The sequence below is a fragment of the Myxococcus sp. AM009 genome (genome assembly GCF_013372605.1).
Lineage (GTDB): Bacteria > Myxococcota > Myxococcia > Myxococcales > Myxococcaceae > Myxococcus > Myxococcus vastator.
On record NZ_JABXEP010000022.1, the window covers coordinates 33,672 to 57,003 of the forward strand.

Below are 23,332 nucleotides of genomic sequence, written 5' to 3' on the forward strand. Positions count from 1 at the left end.
CACCTACCGTGGCTCCTGCCCGCACGTCCTGCAGGCGTCCCGGCGTGAACTCTTCACGCGCCGGGCCGACGCACGGTGATAAGGACGGCCCCGCTGTTACCCAGAGCCACGACCTCGACCCATGTCCAGCATGCACACCCTGCGTGGGGCTCCGGCCCTTTCTGACTTCAGGCTCGCCAAGCTCGTGGCCCAGTGCCGCGAGCGGGTGCCCTCCGTTTCGTCCATCTATGCGGAGTTCGTGCACCTAATCGACGTGCCGGTGCCCCTCTCCGAGGCGGACCTGGCCACCCTGGGCCGCCTGCTCGACTACGGGCCTCGTGTGGCCACGGGCGCGCGCACCGGCAGCCTGCTGCTGGTGCTGCCTCGGCCGGGCACCATCTCCCCGTGGTCCTCCAAGGCCACGGACATTGCCCACAACTGCGGCCTGGGCGAGCGCGTGCGGCGCATGGAGCGCGGCACCGCCTTCTTCATCGCGGGCCCCGACGGGCAGGCGCTGCGGGACACGGAGCTGGAGCACCTGAAGCCGGTGTTGCATGACCGGATGACGCAGGCGGTGGTGGGGCGTCTGGAGGACGCGGCCATCCTGTTCGCCGGGCACACGCCCCGGCCCTTCACGACGGTGGATGTGCTGGGCGGAGGCCGTGCGGCGCTGGTGACCGCCAACCGCGAGCTGGGCCTGGCCCTGGCCGACGATGAGATGGACTACCTGGTGGCGCGCTTCACCGAGCTGAAGCGCAACCCCACCGACGTCGAGCTGATGATGTTCGCGCAGGCCAACAGCGAGCATTGCCGGCACAAGATCTTCAACGCGAGCTGGAGCATCGACGGCGAGCCGCGGGAGCGCTCGCTCTTCCAGGCCATCAAGAACACCTACGTCCAGCACCCGGAGGGCGTGCTCGGCGCGTACAAGGACAACGCGGCCGTCATCGAAGGCTTTGAGGTGGACCGCTTCTTCCCATCCCCTGAAACCGGTGAGTGGGGCTCCGTGCGCGAGCCGGCCCACATCATGATCAAGGTGGAGACGCACAACCACCCGACGGCCATCTCCCCGTACCCGGGCGCCGCCACTGGCGCGGGCGGCGAGATTCGCGATGAGGGGGCCACCGGCCGTGGCGCCCGTCCCAAGGCGGGTCTCACCGGCTTCAGTGTGAGCCACCTGCGCATCCCCGGCTTCGAGCGGCCCTGGGAGCAGCCCTACGGCAAGCCGGACCGCATCGTCTCCGCGCTGGACATCATGGTGGACGGCCCGCTGGGCGGCGCGGCCTTCAACAACGAGTTCGGCCGGCCGAACCTCACGGGCTACTTCCGCAGCTACGAGGTGCAGGTCCCCACGCCCGCTGGCGTGGAGGTGCGCGGCTACCACAAGCCCATCATGATCGCCGGTGGCCTGGGCAACATCCGCGCGCCGCACGTGAAGAAGGGGCGCTTGCAGCCGGGCGACAAGCTCATCGTCCTGGGCGGGCCCGCGATGCTCATCGGCCTGGGCGGTGGCGCGGCGTCCTCCATGGCACAGGGCGCGAGCGCGGCGGACCTCGACTTCGCCTCCGTGCAGCGGGACAACGCGGAGATGGAGCGGCGCTGTCAGGAGGTCATCGACGGCTGCTGGGCGCTGGGCGACAAGAACCCCATCCGCTCCATCCACGACGTGGGCGCCGGCGGCTTGTCCAACGCGGTGCCGGAGCTGGCGCACGACAACGACCTGGGTGGGCGCCTGGCGCTGCGCGCGGTGCCCAACGCCGAGCCGGGCATGTCGCCGGTCGAAATCTGGTGCAATGAGGCGCAGGAGCGCTACGTGCTGGGCGTCGCGCCGGAGGACCTGGCCCGCTTCGCCGCGCTGTGCGAGCGGGAGCGCGCGCCCTTCTCCGTGCTGGGTGACGCCACCGCCGAGCAGACGCTGACGCTGTCGGACACGCAGTTCGGCAACGCGCCCATCGACCTGCCCATGGACGTGCTGTTCGGCAAGGCGCCGCGCATGCACCGCGACGTGACGTCGCGCCCGGTGTCGTTCGCGCCGCTGACGTTGGATGGCTCGCTGGCGGTGCTGGCGGAGCGCGTGTTGAGCCACCCCACGGTGGCGGACAAGAGCTTCCTCATCACCATCGGCGACCGCACCGTGTCCGGGCTCAGCAGCCGGGACCAGATGGTGGGCCCCTGGCAGGTGCCGGTGGCGGACTGCGCGGTGACGCTGTCCACCGTGACGAGCACCACAGGTGAGGCCATGGCCATGGGCGAGCGCACGCCGCTGGCCCTCATCGACGCGGCGGCCTCGGCGCGCATGGCGGTGGGCGAGGCGCTCACCAACATCGCCGCGGCCCGCATCGGCAAGCTGTCCGACGTGAAGCTGTCCGCCAACTGGATGGCCGCGGCGGGCAGCCCGGGCGAGGACGCCAGCCTCTACGCCGCCGTCCACACGGTGGGCATGGAGCTGTGCCCCGCGCTGGGCCTCACCATCCCCGTGGGCAAGGACTCCATGTCCATGCGCACCGTCTGGGAGGAGGGCGGCGCCCGCAAGGCCGTGACGTCGCCGGTGTCGCTCATCATCTCCGCGTTCGCGCCGGTGTTGGACGTGCGCAAGTCCCTGACGCCGCAGCTCGTGGACGTGGCGGCCGACACGCGGCTGCTCTTCATCGACCTGGCGCGCGGGAAGCAGCGCCTGGGCGGCTCCGTGGTGGCGCATGTCCACGGGCAGGTGGGGCCGGAGAGCCCGGACGTGGAGGACCCCGCGCTGCTGCGCGGCTTCTTCGCCTCGGTGCAGGCGCTCAGCGAAAGCGGCGCGCTGCTGGCGTACCACGACCGCTCCGACGGCGGCCTCTGGGCGACGCTGTGCGAGATGGCCTTCGCGGGCCGGTGTGGTCTGGACGTGGACCTGGCGCCGCTGGGCGGTGACGTGACGGCGGCCCTCTTCAATGAGGAGCTGGGCGCGGTGGTGCAGGTGCGCGCCTCGGACGTGGCGCGTGTGCGTGAGGTGCTGGCGCAGCAGGGCTTGTCGCGGGACGTCCACGAGCTGGGCCGCCCGGTGACGGCGTTGCAGGTGCGCGTGCGCCATGGGGACGACACGTTGTTGTCGGCGGACACGTTGGCGTTGCGACGCACCTGGTCTCGCGTCAGCCATGAGATTCAGAAGCTGCGCGACAACCCCACCTGTGCGGACCAGGAGGCGGCCGCGAGGAGTGACGCCGCGGACCCGGGACTTTCGCCGAAGCTGACGTTCGACCCGGCCCAGGACGTGGCCGCACCCTTCATCTTGAAGGGGGCCCGTCCTCGCGTGGCCGTGTTGCGGGAGCAGGGCGTCAACAGCCAGCAGGAGATGGCCGCGGCCTTCACGCGGGCGGGCTTCGCCGCGGTGGATGTCCACATGAGCGACGTCCTGTCGGGGCGGGTGTCGCTCGAAGGTTTCAAGGGCGTGCTGGCGTGTGGCGGCTTCTCCTACGGTGACGTGCTGGGGGCCGGTGGCGGGTGGGCGAAGTCCATCCTCTTCAACCCGCGCGCGCGGGACGCCTTCGCCGCCTTCTTCGCTCGGCCGGACAGCTTCGGCCTGGGCGTGTGCAACGGCTGCCAGATGATGTCGCAGCTCAAGGACATCATCCCGGGCGCGGAGCACTTCCCCCGCTTCGTGCGCAACGCCTCCGAGCAGTACGAGGCGCGCCTGTCCCTGGTGGAGGTGTCGAAGACGCCGTCGCTCTTCTACCAGGGCATGGAAGGCAGCCGGATGCTCATCGTCACCTCGCACGGCGAGGGCCGCGCGGAGTTCCCCAGCACGGAGGACGCCGCCCGCGTCAACGGGCAGGGGCTGGTGACGACGCGCTGGGTGGACAACCACGGCCGGGTGGCGGAGACGTATCCCGCCAACCCCAATGGCTCACCCCACGGCATCGCCGGCCTGACGACGCGGGATGGGCGCTTCACCATCACCATGCCGCATCCGGAGCGCGTACACCGCTCCGTGCAGCACTCGTGGCGGCCTCGCGAGTGGGGCGACGACGGCCCCTGGATGCGCATGTTCCGCAACGCCCGCGTCTGGCTGGGCTGAGCGCCGCGAGGGCACCGGGCGGGGAGCAGGGCCGGCGTATCACCCGGCCCGCTCTCCCATTCCGTGTTGAGGCTACGCCTTCACCAACTCCAGCGGCTGCCCCTCCGGGACGTGCTTCATGGACACCGAGTTCATGCAGTAGCGCAGGCCGGTGGGCGGCGGCCCGTCGGGGAAGACGTGGCCCAGGTGCCCGTCGCAGCGCGCACAGCGGACCTCGGTGCGAACCATTCCGTGTGAGACGTCCTGGATTTCCGTCACCGCGTCGGCCACCACCGGCTGCGTGAAGGACGGCCAGCCCGTGCCGGACTCGAACTTCGTGCCCGCCTTGAACAGGGGATTGCCGCAGCCCGCGCACACGTAGGTGCCCGGCGTCTTCGTGCCCAGGAAGCACCCGGAGCCAGGTCGCTCGGTGCCGTGGCGGCGGAGGACTTCATACTCCTGGGGGCTCAAGCGCTTGCGCCACTCGTCGTCGCTGAGGGTGAGCTTGTCGACCATGCCTTCCTGCTCCTTGTCCGGGCCCGGACCGGGGCCCACGCGCACTTCAGATGCGCATCCTGCCCCAGCGTCGCGCCTGGTGGGCGGCAAGGTGTGAGAAGGCCTGTCCGGCGCCTCGCTCCAGGGACAGGCGTAATCTGGGAGGCAGCGACGGGGCGCCGGGGTTCAACGAGGGTGGGGAGGGGCGTCATGCCAGGCAAGGAGCGTGCAATGCGGATTGGCGAGCTGATGACCAAGAACCTGGAGACCATCGAAGCAGGTGAGCCCATCCGGGCCGCGGCGCTGCGGATGCGCACGTGCAACATCGGCTCGCTGCCGGTGCTGGAGGGTGGGCAGTTGGTGGGCATGCTGACGGACCGGGACATCGCGGTGCGGTCCGCGGCGCTGGGGCAGGACCCGAACACCACGCCCGTGCGCGAGGTGATGACGGCCACGGTCATCACCTGCGACGTGGACGCGACGCTCGAGGTGGCGGAACGGACGATGGAGGAGAAGATGGTGCGCCGCCTCGTAGTGGTGGATGGCGAGCGGCGGCCGGTGGGGCTCTTGAGCCTGGACGACCTGGCCACGGTGCCGGAGGAGGTCCTGCACGCGGGCGAGGTGCTGGAGCGGCTCCAGCAGGGCTGAGGCCTCGGGGCGCGAGCGGCGCGCTTCACCGCCCGCGCCCCGGTGTCACCCTCAGGCGTCCGGGGCCGGACGACACGCGGCGACGAGCTCCGCCGCCGCGTCCTCCCACGGGACGTCCCGCTGCGCGCCAGCTCGTTGCCGCAGGCGGACGTTGCCCGCGGCCACCTCGCGTGCGCCCGCCACCACCAGCCACGGGACGCCCGCCGCGTGGGCATCCAGGACCTTGCGGGACAGGGACTCACCCCGCCGGTCCACGCTGGCGCGGCAGCCCGCCGCCTGGAGCTTCGCGGCGAAGCGCTCGGCGTAGTCGACCACGCCTTCACCCACGGCGGCCACCACCACCTGTTGCGGCGCCAGCCATGCGGGCAGCGCGCCGCCGTGGTGCTCCAGCAGGACGCCGATGAAGCGCTCCAGGCTGCCGAGCAGCGCGCGGTGAAGCATCACCGGACGGACGCGGGCCCCCGAGGCGTCGATGTAGTGGAGGTCGAAGCGCTCCGGCAGCACGAGGTCCAACTGGATGGTGCCGCACTGCCACGCGCGCCCCAGCCGGTCCTTCAAGACGAACTCCAGCTTGGGCCCGTAGAAGGCCCCCTCGCCCGGCTGCATGTGGCAGTGGAGCCCCGCTTCCTTCGCGGCCAGGAGGAGCCAGGACTCGGCCTTGTCCCAGAGCGCATCGCGCCCCGCGCGCGACGCGGGCCGGCCGGAGAAGGCCACCTGGACGTCGTCGAAGCCGAAGCCCGCGTAGAAGTCCTTCAGCGAGCGGGCGAAGCGGACGACCTCCGGCACCACCTGCGGCTCGGCGCAGAAGATGTGGCCGTCATCCTGGGTGAACTGCCGCAGGCGGAACAGGCCGTGGAGCGCGCCGCCGGGCTCCGCGCGGTGCACCAGCCCGAACTCGCCCAGGCGCAGCGGCAAGTCCCGGTAGCTGGGCGCCATGCGCTGCACCAGCTCGATGTGGCCGGGGCAGCTCACCGGCTTCACGCCCAGGTGCCGCGCGCCGTCCTCCACCAGGAACATGTGCTCCCGGAAGTTGTCCCAGTGGCCGCTGCGCTCCCACAAGGGCTGCGCGTAGAGCTGTGGGGTGCGGACTTCCTGGTAGCCCTCGCGCCGCATGCGCTGGCGGACGTGCTCCTCCAGCAGCCGGTACAGCAGCAGTCCACGCGGGTGCCAGAACACCATGCCGGGGGCCTCTTCCTGCAGGTGGAAGAGGTCCAGGCGCTGGCCCAGCGCGCGGTGGTCGTGTTCGTCGAGCATTGCTTCGTCTCCGATTCGGAAGGGTGAAACGCCATCCGGTCGGAGCGCTGAGCGAGCGCACGGTTGCCCCGGCCGGAGAAGGCGGGGCAGGGAACCGTGCGTTCGTCAGCTCACCCCATGACGCGCACGGCTCCACGCCCGCCGAAGCGAGTCGTGGTGCCGGTGGTCGTGGTGGTGATGACGAAGCTCACGGCGAAGAAGATGCGAGCGGCGCGGGGAATTGTCAACTCGGCCCCCGCGCCGCCGCGAGGGCCTGCGCAGGGGCTGCTACGCCAACAGCGACGCGAGCCCGATGAGGCCGGCGATGAGGAAGAACAGCGACTCACCGGCGATGAGGCCGCCGCCCATGAGGGACATGGTGCTCATGTCCTCCGGGAGGGCCTCGCCTTCACCCGGGCTGCCACTCACCGCCGGCTGCCCGCGCTTGGAGAACGTGTTCCAGACGGACGTCACGATGCCTCCCGCGCCGAACCACAGCGACACCGGGAACGCCACGAAGCCGCCGAACGACGACGCGTAGGGGCTGGGCAGCAGGAGGGCGTCCACCGTCCAGCCGACGGCGAAGCCCGCGCGAGAGCCCTTCACGTACCGCTGGTAGCGCGCGTTGCCTCGCACCACCTTGCGCAGCAGCTCGTAGATGAAGCCGATGGCCAGTCCGAGGAGCAGGGCGCTCACGACGGCCTGCGACAGCGAGCCGAGGTCGCGGATGGCGCCCACCAGCTTGTACGTCATCGCGGAGCCCCACTGGCCCACCTCGGCGTTGGGGTTGTCCAACTGGTTGATGGTGAGCGCCGGGTAGGCCGTCATGAACACGCGCGCCAGGCCCACGCACAGCAGCGCGCCCATGATGACGCCCAGCACCTGATAGCGGAACTGGGTGACGCGGTTGGTACCCAGGCGCCAGCCGGTGGAGCGGTCCTGCTGCATGTCGCAGCCCACCGAGGTGGAGATGAGCAGGATGGTGGCGGCCATCATGCCCACCAGCGGGACGCGCAGGCCCATCATGGACATCATCAGCACGGAGATGACGAAGGCGCTGGAGATGGGGTTCTGGTCGGTGATGCCGAAGGAGATTCCGTTGATGAGCACGAACAGCAGGGCCAGCAGCATGCCGAAGAGGAGCCAGCCGACGGGCTGGTCCAGCACCTGCGTGCCCACCACCAGCGTCGCGCCGCCCCAGACGCCCACCCAGGCCAGCAGCCGGGGGATGTTGACCTTCTTCCAGGACTCCTCCGCCGCTTCGTCCTTCGTCGCGGCCCGCTCGCGGATGCGCTTCGCCGCCTGGACCGCCAGCAGCGACAGGTCCACCACGGCCGCGCCGCAAATCATCCCCAGGCCGATGACGAAGCCGATTTTACGGAACGGGTCCTGAGGGCCGAGCCAGCCCATCTCCCGGAGGGTGGGCATCAGCACCGCGCCGATGACGGCCATGACGATGGCCGGGACGGTGATGCGGCTGCCGACAATCATGCCCGCGCCCAGCGTCGCCGCGCTGGTGCCGAGGGAGGCGACGAAGGCCACCTTCTCCGTCATCCACGCCGCCAGGGCGCCCAGCAGGGTGCCGCCGCCCAGCTTGGAGATGGACGCCTTGAGCAGGCGCTTGTCCGTGAGGGCGCGCAGGATGTTGGCCACCGCCAGCCCGGACGGATAGTCGAGCTGGAGCTTGTCCACGAGCAGCGGCGTGTAGAGCATGCCCACGCCCACCGCGAACATGCCCACGCAGCCGACGAAGAGCATGAGCTTCCAGGCGGCGGGCATCTCCATGCCCAGCCACACCATGGACTGGATGAGCACGGACATGGCGCACAGCGAGGCCACCGACGCGGCCATCGTCTGCATGTAGTTGGCGCCGTGCTTGCCCTCCGCGCCGTACCCGTAGGTGACGGCGCTGCCGAGGATGCCAGCCAGCACCTGGCCGCCGACGAAGAAGCCCACGCTGAAGTTCATGTACGAGGCGGCGATGCCGCCCAGGGGCCCCAGGACGAACAGGGCCACCGCGCTCAGGAGCAGGTGGTACTTCCACGTCCCCACGGGGGGCAGCCATTGGAAGCGACGTTGGGAGGGCTCCGCGAGGGTGCCACCCGAGGACGGGGAAGGGGGCTCCGGAGGGAGCGAGGGGGCTGATAATGACATTCGGCGCCGAAGGGTACCGGCCTTCCACGCTCCTGTCACAACCTGGGCCGTCGGGTGAGGGGGACGGTCCGCCCGCTCGCCCGGACGTTGGAGAAACGCCGCACCGCGCGTGACGCATGGCAACATCCGCCGCCATGCGATTCACCCTGCACCGGGGCGTCAGCCTGGCCGTGCTCGCCTCGGCCCGGACGGAGGCCGACCACCATGAGGACCTGGGCTGCAGCATCCAGGGGCCCACCGCGCGTCCTGTCCGCCGTGCCTTCCTCCCGCTGAAGCGCCACGTCGCCACGCTGGGGCGCGAGGGCGCGCTGCACGACGCGGAGGCCCTGGTGCGCTGGCTGGAGGACACCCCACGCTATGCCGCGCTGTGCGTGGGGAAGCAGCGGCGCATGGGGCGCCGCGTGTTGCGCCCCGACGTGCTGTTCCCGGAGGCCACGCGACACCGGCCGCGCGTGCTGCACCTTCGCCAGGAAGCGCTGGGCCTGGATGTGCCCGTGCGTGCGCCCGAGTGGCCCGCCGTGGCGGACTTCTTCGCGGCGCTCGCGCGCGGCGCCACGCGCGCGGAGCTTCGGGCCTTCGCGGCGCTGCCCGTGCTGGCGGAGCTGGTGGCGGACCTGGGGCAGGCGGGCTGGCTCGTGCGCCATGAAGCGCCCGTGGAGGTTCCCGCGCCCGGCGCGCTCTTCGTGGGGCACAACACGGTGCTGGTCACAGGCCGTGAGGGGCGCGTGCTGGTGGACCCGTATTTCCGGCCCGAAGGCGCGGTGGACTTGCCGGGCTATGCGGCGATGCAGCCGCGCGACGTGGGGCGGGTGGACGCGGTGGTCATCACCCATTCACATGGGGACCACTTCCACCTGGGCTCGTTGCTGCAGTTGCCTCGCGACACGCGCATCTTCGTGCCGGCGGTGGCGCGTGAGAGTCTCTTCTCCACGGACTGCGCCCTGCGGCTGTCGCAGCTGGGCTTCACGCGCGTGGAGCCCCTGCGCTGGGGCGAGTCCCGGCAGGTGGGCGACGTCACCGTGCGCGCGCTGCCGTTCTACGGCGAGCAGCCCACGGATGGCGAAGGCCCGTACCCGGACCTCTTCAACGAGGGCAACGCGTGGCTGGTGCGGGCGCCCGGCTTCTCCGCGGCGTTCTTCGCGGACTCGGGGCATGACGTGCGTGGGGACATGGCGGCGGTGTGCCGGCGCGTGCGCCGCGAGGCTCCGGTGGACGTGCTCTTCTGCGGCGTCCGCGGGTTCCGGCTGGCGCCCATCTTCTTCGGCTTCACCACGCTGGAGGCGTTCCTGGTCAACGTCCCCCGCGCGATGCTGAAGGCGCCGCAGCGGCTCATGGCCGGGCCGGAGGAGGCGCTGCGTTATGGCGCCTTGCTGGGCGCGCGCTACGTGGTGCCCTGCGCGGATGGTGGGGCGCCCTGGTACTGGCGCGAGGGCATGGGGCCTCGCTACGCGGGCTATCCTGGCGAGCCCGTGAGCGGCGCCAGCCACCTGGATGAGAACCCGGACGCCGACCCCTATCCGGAGCGGCTCGCCGAGGTCCGGCGGACGATGAAGGACGCGCCCAAGCCCCTGGTGCTGCGGCCGGGAGAGTCGCTGCGCTGGAAGGGCGCGCGGACGCCGGAGGTGGTGCGCCACCCCGGCTTCGTGTGGCCCTACGGCGACGCGGCCTGACGTGTCCGCCGCGCGGGCACTCAGCGCGCGGCGAGCCGGGACCTGCCGCGCACGAGCTGCACCACGTACACCCCGGCGACCACCGCGAAGCACACGGTGGCCAGCGTCAGGTACCTGCCGATGAGCTGGTGCTCGCCCCAGTCGTGGGGCATCCCCACCAGCTTGCTGGCGTCGCTCAGGCCCACGCCCTCCATCCTGCCGAAGGGAATGGCGCTGAAGTCCTTCTTCGACTCCCACCACGTGAGGAAGCCGTCCATGAGCGACAGCGCGCCGAGCCCCAGGAAGCCCCAGCGCAGGGCCTGCTTGTGGAGGTAGCTGCCCGCCGGGGCGTAGAGGGTCAGCATCATCACCGTGCCCAGCACCATCATCCCGCCATCGCCGTTGAAGGTGATGAGCATGTCCACCGTCTGCGGTGACAGCAGCAGCGTTCCCACGGCTTGAAGCGCCAGCAGGACGGCGGCGCAGGCCACCCACAGCCACTGGCGGCGCCTGAACCCCCACCACGCCCACGCGCCCAGCGCCGCGGCGAGCATCAGCGCCAGGAAATAGGAGCGGCCGAAGAGGGCGGTCACCCACAGCGATGGGAACGCGGACCGGCCGCAGAACCAGGCCGTCATGGCGTGGCCCAACTCATGGAACGGCATGGTGATGAGACGGGCCGCGAAGGCGCCGAAGTTGCCGCTCAGCACCCCGTAGGACACCAGGAGGGCCACGGGGATGGCCCAGGTGCGCAGGCGGTGCTCGAACGCGGCCTCCTCCGCGTCAACGTCCCAGGCGGGCGTCTCCGGTGGCAGCACGTCCGAGCGCAGGTCGGGCGTCTCCAGCCAGGCGGGGTCGACGAGCGGCGGTGCTTCCTCGTGCGCCACGGCGGGGGCTTCCACGGTCCCCTCACTCTAGGGGCCCGCCGCGTCCGGCGAAAATCCGGAGCGGCACCGCACAGGCTGGGCTTGACGGCGACGCCAGACTCACCCAAGAGCGCACCATGCCTCCGCTGGACACGAAGACACGCGGGCGGACCGCGCGCGGGCGCCTGCGCGCGCTGGACACGTACCTGTGCCGCTTCGAGCGCCCGTTGCTCGAACGGCGTGACGGGCCCTGGGCCCACGCCGTCTTCGTCGACGTGGGCTTCGGCGAGCACCCGTGGACGACGCTGGAGAGCGCCCAGGCCTTTCGCGCGCTCAACCCGGAGCTCGCCGTGGTGGGCGTGGAGCTGGACGCGGAGCGCGCGCGGGCGGCGCAGGTGGACGCGGAGGCCCGCACGTCGTTTCGCGAGGGTGGCTTCGCGTTGCCGCTGCGCCCCGACGAGCCCGCCCGGCTGGTGCGCGCCATGAACCTGCTTCGCCAGGGGCCTCCCGAGCGCGTCCCCGAGGTGCACCGCACCCTGGCCAGCTACCTGCTGCCGTCGGGCCTGCTGGTGGAGGGCAGCGCGGACGCGACGGGCGCGGTGATGTCCGCGCACCTGCTGCGCCGCGGCGTCGGGGAGGAGGCGGAGGTGCCGCGGCGCGAAGCGCTCCTGTTCCACACCGACTTCAGCCTCGGCTTCGCGCCCATGCTCTTCCGTGACTGGCTGCCCCGGGACTTGCGCCGCCGGGTGCGTCCGGGTGAGCCCATCCATGACTTCTTCTCCGCGTGGAGCGCCGCCTGGCAGCAGGCGCGAGCCGCGGGCCATGCGCACCCGCCTGATGCGTTTCGCGAAGCCGCGCTGGGGCTCTCCGCGCGCGTGGAGGGAGTGGAGGCCGACCCGTGGCTCGTGTCCCAGGGCTACGTTGTTTGGAGGCCCAAGGGGGGTGTCTGTTTTTGACGACAGGGTGCTGTGCCTTTCTCAGAGAAGGAGAGGGCGCAGTCGAGGGAAGCCAAGTGGGGTGGTGTGCGGCTATCCTTCGCGTGACCAGGACTTGGAACGGCACCGCCTCTCCTTCGCGTGAGGCGTGTCGGGAACGCAGCGGGAGAACGACACCGTCATGTTGGAGCAGGCACCCCGGGTTCGAATGGCCGTCCGTCCGTCCGTGCTGCTCTTCTCTGCGGGCTTCTACGGCACGCTCGCGGCCGCGCGTTGCTTCGGGCGCAACGGCATCGACGTCACGGTGGCGGACCCCGGCAAGCTGGGGCCGGCGAGCTGGTCTCGCTTCGTGGGCCGCCGCGTGCAGTGTCCTCCGGAGTCCCAGGCCGAGGCCTTCATCGAATGGCTGATGGACCTGGGCCGCCGCGAGCCGATGCGGCACGTGCTCTACCCGACGAGTGACGAGCTGGCGTGGCTGGTGTCCGTCCACCGCGAGGCGCTGTCGGAGTATTTCCACCTCTACGACCCGGGCATCGACGCCGTCTACGGCCTGCTCAACAAGCGCAAGCTCTTCGAAGCGGGCCAGGCGGTGGGCCTGACGCTGCCGCGCACCTGGTTCCCGGCGTCGGAAGCGGACCTGGACGGGGTGTCGCGCGAGGCGCGCTTCCCGGTCCTCATCAAGCCCACCACGCAGATTCTCTACTCCACCCACCGCAAGGGGCAGCCGGTGCAGGCGCCCGAGCAGCTCGCGGAGGAGTACCGCGCCTTCTCGCGGGACGGCTACGCCCCCATGCTGGTGCGCTTCGACCCCGCGGTGTCGCGCCCCATGGTGCAGGAGTTCCACCCGGAGGCGGCGGAGGGCATCTACAGCCTCTCCGGCTTCGTGGACGAGACGGGCGAGCTGTTCGAGGTGCGCGGCGCCATGAAGGTGCTCCAGCGCCCGCGGCGGCTGGGCGTGGGCGTGTGCTTCGAGTCCGCCCCGGTGCGCGAGGACCTGGCCGCGGGGCTCCAGCGCCTGTGCAAGCGCCTGGGCTACCACGGCGTCTTCGAGGTGGAGTTCATCCAGACGAAGGACGACTTCCTCCTCATCGACTTCAACCCCCGCTACTACGGGCAGATGGGCTTCGACATCGCCCGGGGCCTGCCGCTGCCGCTCCTGGCCTACCACGCCGCGCTGGGGGACCGGGACGCCCTGCGCCGCGAGCTGCGGGCCGCGCGTGACTGGCGCGGCAACGGCGAGGTGTTCTGCAACCGCATCGCGCTGGAGATGCTGCTCAACCTCCAGCGGCTGTCCGGCGCGCTGCCGGAGGACGAGGCCCGCCAGTGGCGGCGCTGGCTGGAGACGCACCAGGGGGTGGCGGTGGATCCGCTCATCGACTCGGATGACCTGATGCCCACCGCGGTGGAGGTGGCGCAGATTCTCTACGGCTCCGCGCGCCACCCCCGGGCCTTCCTCCGGATGATGGTGCTCAACCGGTGAGCGCGGCGCGGCTGTCCGGCGCGTCGAACGTCACCAGGTCGTCGAACGTCTCCGCGCGCCGCAGCAGCCGCTCCTTCCCGTCCTCCAGCGCGATGATGGCCGGCTGGGGATAGGAGAAGGACGTGGCGAAGGGCACGAAGTAGGCGCCCGCGTCCATGATGGCCAGCGTGTCTCCCACGCGCAGGTCGGGCAGCCGCTTCGCGTGGTAGAGCGTGTCGCCCGGCGTGCAGATGGGGCCCACCACCGTGTAGATTTTGTCGGCCGGCGCGTCCGGCCGGTTCACGTGGAAGAGCTGGTGGTACTCGTTGCGCACGCACTCGGCATGGTTGATGCCGGCGTCCAGCACCGCCCACGTCCTGTCTTCCCCTGCCTTGAGCGCGTGCACGCGGCCCAGCAGGAGCTGCGTGTCGCCCGTCATGGCGCGGCCCGGCTCCAGGAAGATGCGGGGCCGCTGACGTCCGCGGCGCGCGTAGTGCGTCTCCACCAGCTCCACCGCCAGCGCCACGTAGCGGTCGATGGACAGCGACGCCGCCGGGTCGGGCGCGGGCACGTCGCGGAAGAAGGTGAGGTTGAGGCGCCAGTCGCGCTCGGCGATGTGCTCGACGGTGGGCGTGTTGAGGCTGCCGCCCAAGTCAAGCACCTCCAAATCCAGCCCCAGCTCCTGGTGCAGCGTGTCCGTGAAGTCGAGCACCGACTCCACGAAGGCCGTGAAGTCGCCCTCCGTGCGGAGGGTTTCCCCACGGTGCGCGTGCAGGCCCACCACGTCCAGGTGCTTCGAGCCGCGCGCCTGCTGGTAGGCCCGCAGCGCGGCGCCTCCCGCGATGGGCGTGCCGAACTGCCCCGTCCAGCCGCTGCCCGTCGTCACCCGCACCGCGACGCGCGGGCGGCGGTCCAGCTCCGCGGCCAGCCGGGCGAAGACGGCAATCTCCTCCGCGTGGTTGGCGGCCAGCAGCTGGATGCCCCGGGAGATGGCCTCGCGCACGGAGGCCTCCGACTTCACCGGGCCGTTGTAGACGATGCGCTCCGGGGGCACGCCCAGCTTGAGCGCCAGCCACATCTCGTAGGCGGAGATGACCTCCGCGCCCACGCCCAGGCCGTGCAGGAAGGACAGCACGCCGGGCACCGGGTTCGTCTTGTACGAGTAATAGACTTCACAGCCGCCCGTGCGCCCCGGCGGCACCGCGAGGAAGCGCTCCGCGTTGCGGCGCAGCGCCGCCAGGTGCACGACGTGCAGCGGCGAACCCCAGCGCTCCACCAGCTGCGCCAGCGGGACGCCTTCCAGGCTCAGGCCCTGGCCGGGCACATCCCGCAGGCCCCAGTGCGAGGCGGGGATGTGGTTGCGCGCGGGGGCCATGGCCCGCTGGAGCACCGGGCGCAGCGTCTGCTTCACCTGGCGCCTGGCGGTCCCGAGAAGCCGGCTCTTGAGGCTCATGACGCGCGCCCCTGGTTGCGCAGGCGCAGCGGCAGCCGGCGGGCGACCTCGAAGGGCAGCACCCGCAGGGCGGCCTGCATGAGGCGGTACTCCAGCATGCCGTTCGCCTTGCGGTACTTGCCGTGAATCATCTCGTTGGACTGCACCACCAGCGTGCCGTCCTTGCCCAGGTTGTGCATCAGCGACGGCCGGCCGGTGCGGTAGTGCAGGATGGGCCGGTTGACGTAGACGTGGCCGAACGCGCGGATGCCGCGCAGGTAGAAGTCCACGTCCTCGTAGACGGGGATGCTGGCGTCGAAGCCGCCCAGCGGGGCGAAGTGCTCGCGGCGCACCATGCACGCGGAGTTCACATACAGCGTGCCGCGGAAGAGGATGTGGGCCACCGTCCACGCGCTGTTGGGGGTGCTGGCGCCCACCTGGGCGGCCCACTCGAAGTAGGCGCTCTTGTCCTTGAGCCAGTCCGCGTCGTCGCCGAAGGGCACCACCCAGCCCACCGCCACGCCCGCGTCCGGCCGCGCGTCCAGCGCGCTCACCATGGCGTGCAGCGCGCCCTCCGCGAGCATGTCGTCGTCATCCAGGAAGTGCAGGTAGCGGCCGCGGGCCAGCGTGGCGCCGTGGTTGCGCACCACCGCGGGGCGGCCCTTCGACGGCGGGTCGTTCACCAGGTAGCGGACCCGCTCGTCCTTCAGCCCCTCCACCGCCTCGCGCGCCGTGCCCTCGGGCGTGTCGTCCAGGACGACGACCTCGACGCTCACCCCTTCCTGGCGGAGGACCGAGCGGATGGCCTCCACCACTTCCTTCTCCCGCTTGTGGGTGGGCATCACCACCGAGACGTCAATGACGGACATGGCGGACTTATACGCGGTGGCGGCCACGCCTGAGAAGCCGCCAGCCCGCGCGCCATCCAGTCACTTCAGTAGCTGGCGAACGCCAGGTCGAAATCCACTCCATGCGCCTCTGCCGGGTCGACCGCGACCTGCGCGCGAACCGCCGCGAGTACGACAGGAATGTCCGGATTCTGGCGATTCCCACTCGGACGCGAGTGGGGTGTAGCGCTCAGTACCACCCAGTCATGGCTGCCAGTGGCCGCACGGACCTTCCTGTCCGCTCGACCGAAATCCCAGCGCGACAGGCGGTTCAGCGAAGGCTGCGTGCGGTGGCGGGCCATGGTCATCCTCCTGCCTCGACTCCGTGAGGCTGGCCGTTGGCTTTGCAGACGTCATGCCAGCCTGCCGGCTGGGCAGACGGGCCTGCCGTGGAGGACGCCTTTCCCTCTGAGGAGCGGGTGTCTGCCCGGAAGCGGAGGCTTCGACACACCGGGTCAGACTTGACGCCGGGCGGCGGGCGCGACAGGAACAGGCCACGCATGGCGTTCCTCCTGGCACACGAAGTCGAGCCGCCCCGGGCCTGCAGCTACCTGCCAGCGCGGCAGGCCTCGCTCGAGAACCTCGTGCTGGAGGACGTCACGCCGGAGGAGTACGAGCACCTGCTGGTGCGTGGCTGGCGTCGCTTCGGGTTGGTGTACTTCAGGCCCGCCTGCGCGGACTGCCAGGCCTGCGTGTCCTTGCGCCTCCCCGTGGAGGGCTTCCAGCCCAACCGCAGCCAGCGCCGGGCGCGTGCCGCGTGCGCGCATCTGCGCGTGGAGGTGGGGCCGCCGCGCGTGGATGACGCGCGGCTGGCCCTGTACCGCCAGTGGCATTCGGAGCGTGAGGTGGCGCGCGAGTGGGCGCCGTCGCCCATCACCGCGCGAGAGTACTCGCTCCAGTTCTCCTATCCGCACCCGTCCGCGCGCGAGGTGGCGTGGTACGACGACGGCGCGGAGGGCGGCCCCAGGCTGGTGGGCGTGGGCATCTGCGACGAGACGCCGCGCGCCTGGAGCGCCGTGTATTTCTTCTACGACCCCGCCTACGCGCGCCTGTCGCTGGGCACGGCCAACGTGCTGCGCCAGGTGGAGCTGGCGAAGGCGCGGGGCATCCCCCACGTCTACCTGGGCTACCGCGTGCTGGCGTGCGCGTCCCTGCGCTACAAGGGCGCCTTCCGTCCGCACGAGCTGCTGGAGGACCGCCCCGCGCTGGACGCGGCGCCTCAGTGGGTGGCGCCGCCCGAGGAGGGGTGAGGCACGCCGAGCGCCGCGCCGAAGTGCTGGAGCAGCCGGCGCGCGTATTCCTCCGGCGCCACGCGCGCGTACTGGCCATGGCCCGCGCCCTCGACGACCCAGAGTGACTTGGGCTCGCACGCGGCCTGGAAGAGGCTGGCCTGGAGCTTCGCGGGCGCGTCCGGGTCCACGTCGCCGTTGACCAGCAGCAGCGGCCGGCCGCCCAGCCGGCACATCCCGTCAATGGGGCGCACCGCGTCCACCGTCACGCCCGCGCGGCGCAGCGTCCACAGCACGGGCTCCGCGCTCAGCGCACCCCAGCGGCCATAGCCCGCGTAGATGTCCGCCTCCAGCGCGGGGTAGGCCCCCGCGGCGGCCACGGCCTTCACCCGCGCGTCCTCGCTGGCCACCAGCAGCGCCGTGGTGCCGCCCATGGAGAAGCCGAAGAGGCCCAGCCGTCCCGGGTCCACGTCCGGGCGCCGCGCGACGAAGTCCAGCGCCGCCGTCACGTCGCGCCGCTCCCGGTCTCCCCACGTCACCGTGTCGCCGCCGCTCTCGCCGTGCGCGCGCGAATCGAACAGCAGCACGCCGTAGCCCGCGCCCGCGAGCGTCCGGGCCTCGAAGAGCAGCTGCGCGCGGTTGTCCGCGAAGCCGTGCACCAGCACCACCGCGGCGCCGTTGCGTGAGGGCACGTACCAGCCCTTGAGCGGCACGCCGTCGGACGTGGTGAAGGCCACGTCCTCCAGCGGCGACAACGCCGCCTCCCTCAGGGGACGTGTCACTGGAACGGGCTGCGGATGCAGCAGGCCCTGGCCGATGCGGTGACCGTTGACCACGAGATACCCCGCGGCGGCGAGCAACACGCAGAGGGGCGCCAGCGCCATGAGGCAGCGGAAGTGGGTGCGTGTTTTCACGGATATCTAGAATTGGCTTGGAATAAAGCGAACCCTAGCTGAGCCGGGGGGTGGCGGAGCGAATGCAAGTTGGTTACACCGCAGGTGGGTCAGGTTGGAGCCGGGGGAGCCCTGTCACTCCGAAGGTTCTGGACCGCGGTGTCTCGAAGCGCGCGAGAGTGCGGGTGATGCTCGTAACGACACAGGGCGAGGCGCCTCCAGTAGCCGCGCGCAAGCGGGTGCTGTTCACGCTGGTGTTCCTGGGCTCGGGCGGCATCGAACGGTCCGTGTGCAACGTGCTGGCGGGGCTGGACCCCAGCCGGTTCGACACGAAGATGTTCTTCCACCACCGGCCCCATCCGAAGAGCCAGAGCGACCGGATTCCGCGACGCACCGAAGTCGTCTGGGGCACCGACGCCTTCGAGTATCGGCGGGGCATGTTGCCGCGCTTCTTCTGGCGGCTGGTGCGCGAGGCGCGCGACGTGGACGTCATCGTCGCGGGGCAGGAGGGCCGGGCGGCGCTGCTGGCGTGTCTGGTGGGGCGGCTCTTGCGCAAGCCCGTGGTGGGCATGATTCACTTCGACTGGGGCGCCTTCCACCTGGAGCAGCCCCGGCGGCAGCTCTGGGGCCTGCGGTGGCTCTACCCGCGCATGAGCCGCATCGTCGCGTGCGGCCACGATTCCGCGAAGGCCTTCCAGGACCTGGTGCCGGTGCGGCCGGAGCAGCTCCACGTCATCCCCAACTTCGTGGATGGCGACCGCGTGCGCGCCGCCGGTGAGCAGCCGCTGCCGGACTGGGCGGAGCCCCTCTTCCGCAAGCCCGTGGTCATCGCCGTGGGACGGCTGGAGCACCAGAAGGCCTTCGACGTGCTCATCCGGAGCCACGCGCTGATGCGCCAGGCCGGGGTGGACCAGCACCTGCTCATCCTGGGGGAGGGCTCGCTGGAGGCGGAGCTGAAGGCGCTGGTGAAGGCGCTGGGCGTGGAGGACTCCGTCTTCCTGCCGGGCTTCGCGCCCAACCCGCATGCGCTGATGCGGCGGGCGGCGGCCTTCGCCCTGTCCTCGCGCTTCGAGGGGCTGCCCATGGTGTTGCTGGAGGCGCTGGCCCTGGGCTGCCCCGTGGTCAGCACCGACTGCCCCTCCGGCCCCGCGGAGGTGCTGGAGCATGGCAAGCACGGCGCCCTGGTGCCCATGGAGCAGCCCCAGGCGCTGGCGGACGCCCTGGCGCGAATCGTCCAGGACGATGTGCACCGGGCCGACCTGTCCGCCCGGGCCCGGCGCCGCGCCGAGGAGCTGTCCGCCGACCGCGCCCTGAAGGACTGGGAGTCGCTGCTCGCGTCCCTCTGACAGAGGGAGAGGGGCCCGGCCCCTCGCCTTCCGGACGGGGGGATGAAGTGGGCCTCCGCCGGGGTTCTCTCCTACGGCTTCGGGCGCGGTCTCCGCGCGCTTCAAGGCGCAAGCCTTCGTCTGGAGGCCCGGCCGGGCGGCACCTGAGGTAGGAATCCCTTGCCGGCCCCCGGCTGCTTCACGAGGATTCACCCCCATCATGACGACGACGAACGAAACGCAGGGCCTGAACTTCCTCCAGGAAATCATCGAGGAAGACCGGCGGAAGGGAACGCACGCGGGCCGCGTGCACACCCGCTTCCCGCCCGAGCCCAACGGCTACCTCCACATCGGCCACGCCAAGTCCATCTGCCTCAACTTCGGGCTGGCGCAGCAATACGGAGGCAAGTGCAACCTGCGCTTCGACGACACCAACCCTGTCACCGAGGACACCGACTACGTCGAGTCCATCCAGCGTGACGTGAAGTGGCTGGGCTTCGAGTGGGCGGACCGGAAGTTCTTCGCGTCCGACTACTTCCCGAAGCTCTACGACTTCGCCGTGCAGCTCATCAAGCAGGGCAAGGCGTACGTGTGCAGCCTGTCCCCGGAGGAGATTCGCGAGTACCGCGGCGACTTCACCACGCCGGGGCGCAACAGCCCGTACCGCGAGCGCTCCGTGGAGGAGAACCTGGACCTGTTCCACCGCATGCGCGCGGGCGAGTTCTCCGACGGCCAGCACACCCTGCGGGCGAAGATTGACATGGCGTCGCCCAACCCCGTGCTGCGCGACCCGCCCATCTACCGCATCCGGCGCGCCCACCATCACCGCACCGGCGACGCGTGGCCCATCTACCCGCTCTACGACTTCGCGCACTGCCTGTCGGACGCGATTGAGGGCATCACCCACTCCATCTGTACGCTGGAGTTCGAGAACCGGCGCGTGCTGTACGACTGGATTGTCCGCAGCCTCGTCGCCGGGGACCGGCCGTACCAGTACGAGTTCAACCGGCTGAACCTCAACTACACGGTGATGAGCAAGCGCAAGCTGCTCAAGCTGGTGACGGAGGGCTTCGTGACGGGGTGGGATGACCCCCGGATGATGACGATCGCCGGCCTGCGCCGCCGTGGCTTCACCCCGGCGTCCATCCGGGACTTCGCCACGCGCGTGGGCGTGGGCAAGGCGCAGCAGCTCATCGACATGAGCCTGCTGGAGCTGTGCATCCGCGAGGACCTCAACGAGACGGCCCCGCGCGCCATGGCGGTGATGCGCCCGCTGAAGGTGGTGCTGGAGAACTACCCGGAGGGGCAGACGGAGCTGCTGGAGGTGCAGAACCACCCGCAGAAGCCGGAGCTGGGGACGCGCCAGGTGCCCTTCATGCGCGAGCTGTACATCGAGGCGGACGACTTCATGGAGGACCCGCCGAAGGGGTTCTTCCGGCTGGCGCCCGGCAAGGAGGTGCGGCTGCGCTCGGCGTACTTCATCAAGTGCGAGCAGGTCATCAAGGACGCCGCGGGCAACGTGGTGGAGCTGCGCTGTTCGTACGACGCGGCCACGCGCGGCGGCAACGCGCCGGACGGCCGCAAGGTGAAGGGCACGCTGCACTGGGTGCCGGGCAACGCGCCCGTCGCGGAGGTGCGCCTCTATGACCGGCTCTTCTCCGTGGAGGCGCCGGACGCGGACGAGGCCAAGGACTTCACCACGTTCCTCAACCCGGTCAGCCTGCAGACGCTGCGTGACGCCCGCGTCGAGCCGATGCTGGCGGATGCCGCCGTGGAGTCGCGCTACCAGTTCGAGCGCACCGGGTACTTCTACGTGGACCCGAAGGACTCGAAGCCGGGCAAGCCCGTCTTCAACCGCACGGTGACGCTGAAGGACTCGTGGACGAAGGAGCAGGCCAAGGGGAAGTAGTCCCTGGCGCGCGCCGCCTTCCGGGTGCCGCCCACGCTGGCGGCACCCGGCCCGGTGCTTTCGTCGGGAGGCTCGCGGCCTACCGCGTCGCGGCGGGCTGCTCGAGCGCCTTGAGCACCTTCACCGCGTTCTCGTTCTTGGGGTCCAGCTCCAGGGACTTGCGGTAGTGGGCGATGGCCTGTTCCTTGTCGCCGTGGGCGGCGTAGGCCTCGCCGAGGCTGTCGTAGCAGTTGGCCTCCTGGGGGAACATCTCCACGTTGAGCTTGAACACCTCGATGGCGTCCGCCACGCGCCCGCCGCGCAGGAGGTGGTAGCCCACCGTGTTCAACTGCGATTCGCCGAAGTCGTACTGGGCTCCCTTCGTCTGCTTCAGCGCGCGGTAGGTGGCGATGGCCTCGGCGGCGGAGCCCTTGCCGAGGGCTTCCACCAGCACCTTGCCGATGGGCATCCGCGCCGGCCGTGGGGCGATGCCATGGAGGATGCTCAGCACGCCGCCCGCGATCTCCTGGAGGCCGCCGTGGGACGCGTTGTCGAGCAGGATGACGACCTCCTTGCGCTCGGGCACGCGGACCAGCAGGGAGGAGAAGCCGTTGATGCCGCCGCTGTGGAAGATGCCCGGAACCTGCGTCTTGCCGTCATGCAGTTGCAGGGGAGCAATGACCCAGCCGAAGCCATGGTGCTGAAGGCCCGGGGTGAGCATCTTCTGCTTGAGCTCCGCGGGCATCAGGGTGTCGCCGTAGAAGGCCCGGTCCCAGCGGTACAGGTCCTCCACCGTCGAGTACAGCGCGCCGGCGGCATAGGGCTGGCCCATGTCGAGGTAGGGCGCGTTGACGTACCCGCCTGGCGTGGACGTGTAGCCGCTGGCGCGCTTGGGCAGCACCGTGGCGGTGACGTCATAGCCGGAGTCGTTCATGCCCAGCGGCCCGAAGATGCGCGCCCGCACGGCCTGCGCATACGTCTGGCCGGTGAGCTGCTCGATGAGGGCGCCCAGCAGGTAGTAGCCGCAGTTGTTGTACGCGTACTTCGTGCCGGGCTCGAACGCCAGGTCGCCGCTGCAGGACTTCTTCACGAACTCCGCGACGCCGTAGGGGTTGACCGAGTCGGCCTTGAAGTGGGGGGCCGACGTGTAGCTGGGAATGCCGGAGGTGTGGTTCAGCAGGTGGGTGATGGTGACGCGCCCACCGGTGTCACCCCGGTAGTCCGGCAGGTGCTTCGTGATGGGGTCATCAAGCTGGAGCCTTCCCTCGGCGACGAGCTGCAGGATGACGGTCGCCGTGAAGGACTTGGTGATGGAGCCGATGCGGAACTTCGTGTCCGGCGCGTGGGGCACCTTCCACTCGAAATTCGCGGAGCCATAGCCCTTCTTGAGGAGGAGGCCTTGCTCATTGGCCACGAGCACCGTGCCGTTGAACAGGCCCTTCTGGTGGAACCCGCTGATGTACCGGTCCACCTCCTGCTTCCGGTTCGCCGCCTCCGCCAGCGACGCCACCAGCACCCATGCCACCACGACGCACCTGAGGCGTCCGCTCAGCCAGTTCATTCCGACCTCCCTCTCATCGCGGCCAGTACGTCTCCGTGGTCGGATGATTGCATCCGCTCTCCTCGGACGCGGGGAGGTGGCGCCGCTGGCGGAGGTTCAGTCCTTCGCCGCGGGCGCCTCGCGCGTCATCTCCACCATGGTGGGGCGCCACCCCAGCTTCGCGAACAGGCGCTGCGCGGTCGCGTTCCGCGCGGCGGTGTGGAGGACGACGCGCGGCACGCCCAGGGCCGTCAGGCGCTTCATCATCTCCTCCGCGAGCAGGACGCCCACGCCCGCGCCGCGGGCCTGCTCTTCCACCCAGAGGTCGTGGAAGCCGCCGCTGCGGTCCAGCAGGGCATTCCAGTCCACGCCCTCCACGCGGCCGTAGGCGTAGCCCACGAGCTCGCCGTCCAGCTCCGCGACCAGGACAACGGCGTCGGGCTTCCTCGCCTCGCGGCCCAGCCACCAGCGGTAGCCCGACTCCACGTCGTCCGGGAGCATGAAGCGCGCGGAGTCGAAGGCGTGGTGCTGCCGGGCGAGCGCCGCGCCCATGCGGCCCAGGGCGGGCTCATCCGAGGACCTGGCGGGACGGAGGGTGACGGGCATGGCGGCTCCAAGCGGTGGGACGGCCCCTTCCTATAACGGGCTTCTTCACCGAGCGATGGCCTTGTCGGAATGCGCGGCTTGGCG

At 70.8% G+C, this 23,332-nt stretch carries 18 protein-coding genes; 8 read left to right on the forward strand and 10 right to left on the reverse strand.

What is annotated here, in order from left to right:
• Nucleotides 1-121: 121 nt before the first annotated feature.
• On the forward strand, nt 122-4,030 hold the full coding sequence (gene purL, locus HV824_RS08100) for a phosphoribosylformylglycinamidine synthase (protein ID WP_176423022.1): 3,909 nt from the start codon (nt 122-124) through the stop codon (nt 4,028-4,030).
• A gap of 72 nt (nt 4,031-4,102) precedes the next feature.
• Here purL and msrB read toward each other — a convergent pair whose 3' ends face one another.
• Nucleotides 4,103-4,525 (reverse strand): peptide-methionine (R)-S-oxide reductase MsrB, encoded by a 423-nt coding sequence (gene msrB, locus HV824_RS08105; RefSeq protein ID WP_176416025.1) that lies wholly within the window; start codon nt 4,523-4,525, stop codon nt 4,103-4,105.
• A gap of 210 nt (nt 4,526-4,735) precedes the next feature.
• Here msrB and HV824_RS08110 point away from each other — a divergent pair, with 210 nt between their 5' ends.
• A complete protein-coding gene (locus HV824_RS08110) occupies nt 4,736-5,152 on the forward strand; it encodes a CBS domain-containing protein (protein WP_176416026.1) in 417 nt (138 codons plus the stop codon).
• A 51-nt stretch (nt 5,153-5,203) separates the two neighbouring features.
• Here HV824_RS08110 and thrS read toward each other — a convergent pair whose 3' ends face one another.
• Together thrS and HV824_RS08120 are read right to left on the reverse strand one after the other, a co-directional pair.
• Nucleotides 5,204-6,406 carry a threonine--tRNA ligase gene (thrS, locus tag HV824_RS08115; protein WP_176423023.1) on the reverse strand — a complete coding sequence of 401 codons (1,203 nt, stop codon included), beginning with the start codon at nt 6,404-6,406 and terminating at the stop codon, nt 5,204-5,206.
• A gap of 267 nt (nt 6,407-6,673) precedes the next feature.
• Entirely contained in the window at nt 6,674-8,437 is a 1,764-nt protein-coding gene (locus HV824_RS08120) for an OPT/YSL family transporter (protein WP_176416028.1), read from the reverse strand.
• Nucleotides 8,438-8,673: 236 nt separating this feature from the next.
• On the opposite strand from HV824_RS08120, the gene HV824_RS08125 reads away from it, so the two are divergent.
• Complete coding sequence (locus tag HV824_RS08125) at nt 8,674-10,209, forward strand: MBL fold metallo-hydrolase (RefSeq protein ID WP_255207854.1); 1,536 nt, start codon at nt 8,674-8,676, stop codon at nt 10,207-10,209.
• 20 nt (nt 10,210-10,229) lie between these two features.
• Here HV824_RS08125 and HV824_RS08130 read toward each other — a convergent pair whose 3' ends face one another.
• Nucleotides 10,230-11,090, reverse strand: a complete 861-nt coding sequence (locus tag HV824_RS08130) for a hypothetical protein (RefSeq protein ID WP_368738038.1) — start codon at nt 11,088-11,090, stop codon at nt 10,230-10,232.
• Nucleotides 11,091-11,191: 101 nt separating this feature from the next.
• Between HV824_RS08130 and HV824_RS08135 the strand changes: the two genes are divergently transcribed.
• The gene (locus tag HV824_RS08135) at nt 11,192-12,010 is read left to right on the forward strand and encodes a methylase (protein ID WP_176420763.1); all 819 of its coding nucleotides are present in this window, start codon (nt 11,192-11,194) and stop codon (nt 12,008-12,010) included.
• Nucleotides 12,011-12,170: 160 nt separating this feature from the next.
• Complete coding sequence (locus HV824_RS08140; RefSeq protein ID WP_176420766.1) at nt 12,171-13,469, forward strand: carbamoyl-phosphate synthase; 1,299 nt, start codon at nt 12,171-12,173, stop codon at nt 13,467-13,469.
• Here HV824_RS08140 and HV824_RS08145 read toward each other — a convergent pair.
• The 3 genes from HV824_RS08145 to HV824_RS08155 form a co-directional block, all read right to left on the reverse strand.
• Nucleotides 13,459-14,901 carry a pyridoxal-dependent decarboxylase gene (locus HV824_RS08145; protein ID WP_176420762.1) on the reverse strand — a complete coding sequence of 481 codons (1,443 nt, stop codon included), beginning with the start codon at nt 14,899-14,901 and terminating at the stop codon, nt 13,459-13,461. The genes HV824_RS08140 and HV824_RS08145 overlap by 11 nt on opposite strands.
• On the reverse strand, nt 14,898-15,749 hold the full coding sequence (locus tag HV824_RS08150) for a glycosyltransferase family 2 protein (protein WP_176412023.1): 852 nt from the start codon (nt 15,747-15,749) through the stop codon (nt 14,898-14,900). The genes HV824_RS08145 and HV824_RS08150 overlap by 4 nt, the downstream gene beginning before the upstream one ends.
• 65 nt (nt 15,750-15,814) lie before the next feature.
• Nucleotides 15,815-16,069, reverse strand: coding sequence for a hypothetical protein (locus HV824_RS08155; protein WP_176423025.1), 255 nt, complete (start codon nt 16,067-16,069; stop codon nt 15,815-15,817).
• 198 nt (nt 16,070-16,267) lie between these two features.
• Between HV824_RS08155 and HV824_RS08160 the strand changes: the two genes are divergently transcribed.
• Entirely contained in the window at nt 16,268-17,017 is a 750-nt protein-coding gene (locus HV824_RS08160) for an arginyltransferase (RefSeq protein ID WP_176420761.1), read from the forward strand.
• On the opposite strand, the gene HV824_RS08165 is transcribed toward HV824_RS08160, so the two are convergent.
• Nucleotides 16,987-17,880 carry an alpha/beta hydrolase gene (locus HV824_RS08165; protein ID WP_176420765.1) on the reverse strand — a complete coding sequence of 298 codons (894 nt, stop codon included), beginning with the start codon at nt 17,878-17,880 and terminating at the stop codon, nt 16,987-16,989. The genes HV824_RS08160 and HV824_RS08165 overlap by 31 nt on opposite strands.
• A 197-nt stretch (nt 17,881-18,077) precedes the next feature.
• Between HV824_RS08165 and HV824_RS08170 the strand changes: the two genes are divergently transcribed.
• Both HV824_RS08170 and HV824_RS08175 read left to right on the forward strand, forming a co-directional pair.
• Nucleotides 18,078-19,235 (forward strand): glycosyltransferase, encoded by a 1,158-nt coding sequence (locus HV824_RS08170; protein ID WP_176420760.1) that lies wholly within the window; start codon nt 18,078-18,080, stop codon nt 19,233-19,235.
• A gap of 199 nt (nt 19,236-19,434) precedes the next feature.
• Nucleotides 19,435-21,123, forward strand: a complete 1,689-nt coding sequence (locus HV824_RS08175; RefSeq protein ID WP_176420759.1) for a glutamine--tRNA ligase/YqeY domain fusion protein — start codon at nt 19,435-19,437, stop codon at nt 21,121-21,123.
• Between the two features lie 79 nt (nt 21,124-21,202).
• On the opposite strand, the gene HV824_RS08180 is transcribed toward HV824_RS08175, so the two are convergent.
• Nucleotides 21,203-22,663 (reverse strand): serine hydrolase, encoded by a 1,461-nt coding sequence (locus HV824_RS08180; protein ID WP_176420758.1) that lies wholly within the window; start codon nt 22,661-22,663, stop codon nt 21,203-21,205.
• 96 nt (nt 22,664-22,759) lie between these two features.
• Nucleotides 22,760-23,248, reverse strand: a complete 489-nt coding sequence (locus HV824_RS08185; protein WP_176420757.1) for a GNAT family N-acetyltransferase — start codon at nt 23,246-23,248, stop codon at nt 22,760-22,762.
• Nucleotides 23,249-23,332: the final 84 nt, after the last annotated feature.